Origin of the sequence: Longimicrobium sp., from assembly GCF_036280135.1 — a bacterium.
In the GTDB taxonomy this organism is placed as follows: Bacteria; Gemmatimonadota; Gemmatimonadetes; order Longimicrobiales; family Longimicrobiaceae; genus Longimicrobium.
Genome location: NZ_DASURI010000005.1, coordinates 1 through 3,193, shown reverse-complemented (window position 1 = coordinate 3,193; position 3,193 = coordinate 1). Strand labels below are relative to the sequence as shown.

Below are 3,193 nucleotides of genomic sequence, written 5' to 3'. Positions count from 1 at the left end.
CGCCGGCGATGAACTGCTCGATCGTGGCGCCGCCCTCGTACCGCTCTCCCGTGACCGTCATCGTCTCATTCGGCATCGTCCGCTCACCGAAGCCTGGTTCTCGTGGAGGCCGCTCCGGCCGCACGAGCCGGGGCGGTCTGCTCAGGCTGCTCGGAAGCGGCGGAGGCGCAGGCTGTTGCCCACGACGCTCACCGAGCTGAAGGCCATGGCCGCGCTGGCGAGGATCGGGCTCAGCAGCAGCCCCAGCGCCGGGTACAGCGCGCCAGCGGCGATGGGGATCCCCACCACGTTGTAGATGAAGGCCCAGAACAGGTTCTGCTTCATCGTCCGCATGGTGCGCCGCGAGAGCGCGATGGCCGAGGCCACGCCGCGCAGGTCCCCGCGCATCAGCGTCACGTCCGAGGCCTCGATGGCGATGTCCGTTCCCGTGCCGATGGCGACGCCGACGTCCGCCTGGGCGAGCGCGGGCGCGTCGTTGATCCCGTCGCCCACCATCGCCACCACCTGCCCGGCCTCCTGCAGACGCCGGATCTCCGCCACCTTGCCCTCCGGCAGCACGCCGGCGACGACCCGGTCCACGCCCGCCTGCCGGGCGACGGCCTCCGCGGTGCGCGGGTTGTCGCCGGTGAGCATCACCACCTGGAGGCCCATCCGGTGCAGCTGGCCGATCGCTTCCCGCGAGGAGGCCTTGATGGGATCGGCGACGGCCAGCAGCCCGGCCAGCTCGCCATCCACGTCCACCCACACGGGCGTCTTCGCCTCGCCGGTGAGCCGGGCCGCGGCGTCGGCCAGCGCGTCCACGCGCAGGCCGTAGTCCGCCATCAGCGCCTCGTTGCCGATGACCACCGCCCGGCCGTCCACCACGCCCATAGCGCCGCGGCCGGTGATGGACTGGAAGCTCTCCGACTCCGCCAGCGCGATTCCCGCGTCCGTCGCGCGGCGCACGATGGCGTCCGCCAGCGGGTGCTCCGACGAGGACTCGACCGAGGCGACCAGGCGCAGCAGTTCCTCCTCGCGCCCGGCCCACCCGGGCGTGGTGACCAGGTCCGTCACGGTCGGGCGGCCCTCGGTGATGGTGCCCGTCTTGTCCAGCACCACTGTGCGGATGTCGCCCGCCCGCTGCAGCGCCTCCCCACCCTTGATCAGCACGCCCAGCTCCGCGCCCTTCCCCGTCGACACCATCACGGCGGTCGGGACGGCGAGGCCCATGGCGCAGGGGCAGGCGATGATCAGCACCGCGACGGCCGCCGCGAAGGCGCGGACTCCCGGCGCCTGGTCCGCCGTGACGAACCAGATCACGAACGTCGCAATGGCGATGCAGAGCACCACGGGGACGAACACCGCGCTGATGCGGTCCGCCAGCCGCTGGATCGGCGCCCGCGAGCCCTGTGCGTCGCGCATCAGCTTGACGATCTGCGCGAGCACGCTGTCCGCGCCGAGGGTGGTGGCGCGGTACCGGAAGGCGCCGGTGCGGTTGATGGTCGCCCCGATCACGCGGTCGCCCGGGTTCTTCTCGACCGGCAGCGACTCGCCCGTGAGCATCGACTCGTCCACCGCGCTGCTGCCGCTGACCACCTCGCCGTCCACCGGGATGCGCTCCCCGGGGCGGACGACCACCACGTCCCCGTGCCGCACCTCCTCTACCGGCAGGTCGACATCGACGCCGTCCCGCAGCACCCGCGCAGTCTTCGGCTGCAGCTGCACGAGCGAGCGGAGCGCGCTGGACGTCTGCCGCTTGGCCCTCGCCTCCAGGGCATTGCCCGTGAGGATCAGGGCGATGATGAAGACGACGGCCTCGTAGTAGACGTCCGGGTTCAGGCCGCGGCTCAGGAAGAAGCCCGGCGCGACCGTCGCCACGACAGAGTACAGAAACGCGGCACCCGTCCCCACCGCGACCAGCGTGTTCATGTCCGCCGAGTGGTGGCGGAAGGCCGCCCAGGCGCGGGTGTAGAAGTGCCGCCCCGCCCAGGCCATCACTCCCGCGGTGAGCGCCAGCAGGCCGTACGAGAGCACCGCCGCGGGCACCCGGTACAGCCAGGGGAAGACGCTCTCCAGCATCGGGTTGAGCCACCCCATCGTCCAGCGCATGAACGGGTCGGCTACCGGGCCGTGGGCGCCGTGCGCGCCCGCCGCCATCAGCGGCATGGAGACGATCATCGCCACCATGGCGACGGCGAAGCTCACGCCCGCCTTGAGGCGCAGCTCGCGGAACTCCTCGTCCTGTGCGCGGTCGCGCGCCTCCTGCTCCTCGAACGCCGTCTGGTCCGGGGGCGCCAGGTCGGCGCCGTACCCCGTTCCGCGGATCGTCTCCACCAGCCGCTCGGCGGTGGTGACGCCCGGGTCGTACTCGATGGTGGCGTTCTTCATCATCAGGTTCACAGCCGCGCCCGAAACTCCGGGCGTCTTCTCCAGGGCGCGCTGCACGCGGCCGGAGCACGCGGCGCAGGTCATCCCGCTCACGGGGATCGTGACCTTCTCCGCCGCCGGCGCCACTACGTGCGCCTTCTGGTCATGGTCCCGCGCGGGGACCGTCCGCGTAGCCATCTGCCTATCCCTCCCGCTCGACGATGAGCCTGCCGCGGAGCATGCCCATGCCGCATGTGAACTCGTACGTGCCCGCCGCGCGGGGAACGATCTCCACCGCCGTCTTCTGGTGCGCGGGGAGGAACTTCCGGATGCCGAACTCCGGGATCACGACCTCCTCGGAGCAGCTGGAGGTCTCCTGCCGGTCGAACACCAGCCGGACCGGCGATCCGGCCCTGACGCGGACCTGTGCGGGGTCGTAGCCGCCGCGCACCCCGATCGTCACCTCCTGCGTCCCGCCTGCCGACGCGGTCACGGTCGCGACCGACCGGCCGGCCAGGAAGAAGTACCAGTTCACCCAGGCGATGGCGGCCAGGCCGCCCAGCACCACCAGCCAGTCGGTCGCGCTCATTGTCAGCTCCCCGCCACCTGCGCGGCGTAGCCCTCGTCCGAGATGGCCTGCGTGATCCGCTCGGGCGTCACCGCCTGCGGATCGTACGCGACCTTCGCCGACCCGACCTTGACCTCCTGCACCTCCACACCGTCGAGCCGGCTCAGCGCGCCCTTCACGCTGGCCACGCAGTGCCCGCAGCTCATGCCCTGGATTGCGATCGTCGTCTGCTCCATCAGTCGTCTCTCCGTTCTGATTCGTACCCCCACCCCCTATGGG

At 71.6% G+C, this 3,193-nt stretch carries 3 protein-coding genes; all 3 read right to left on the bottom strand.

Annotation, left to right across the window (positions count from 1 at the left end; translation table 11 throughout):
- Positions 1–141: 141 nt before the first annotated feature.
- From VFZ20_RS00200 to VFZ20_RS00190, 3 genes are read right to left on the bottom strand one after another with little or no spacing between them, the layout of a single operon-like run.
- Complete coding sequence (locus tag VFZ20_RS00200) at positions 142–2,544, bottom strand: heavy metal translocating P-type ATPase (protein WP_329681789.1); 2,403 nt, start codon at positions 2,542–2,544, stop codon at positions 142–144.
- A gap of 4 nt (positions 2,545–2,548) precedes the next feature.
- A complete protein-coding gene (locus VFZ20_RS00195; protein ID WP_329681788.1) occupies positions 2,549–2,935 on the bottom strand; it encodes a cupredoxin domain-containing protein in 387 nt (128 codons plus the stop codon).
- Positions 2,936–2,937: 2 nt separating this feature from the next.
- A complete protein-coding gene (locus VFZ20_RS00190; RefSeq protein ID WP_329681787.1) occupies positions 2,938–3,150 on the bottom strand; it encodes a cation transporter in 213 nt (70 codons plus the stop codon).
- Between the last annotated feature and the right edge of the window lie 43 nt (positions 3,151–3,193).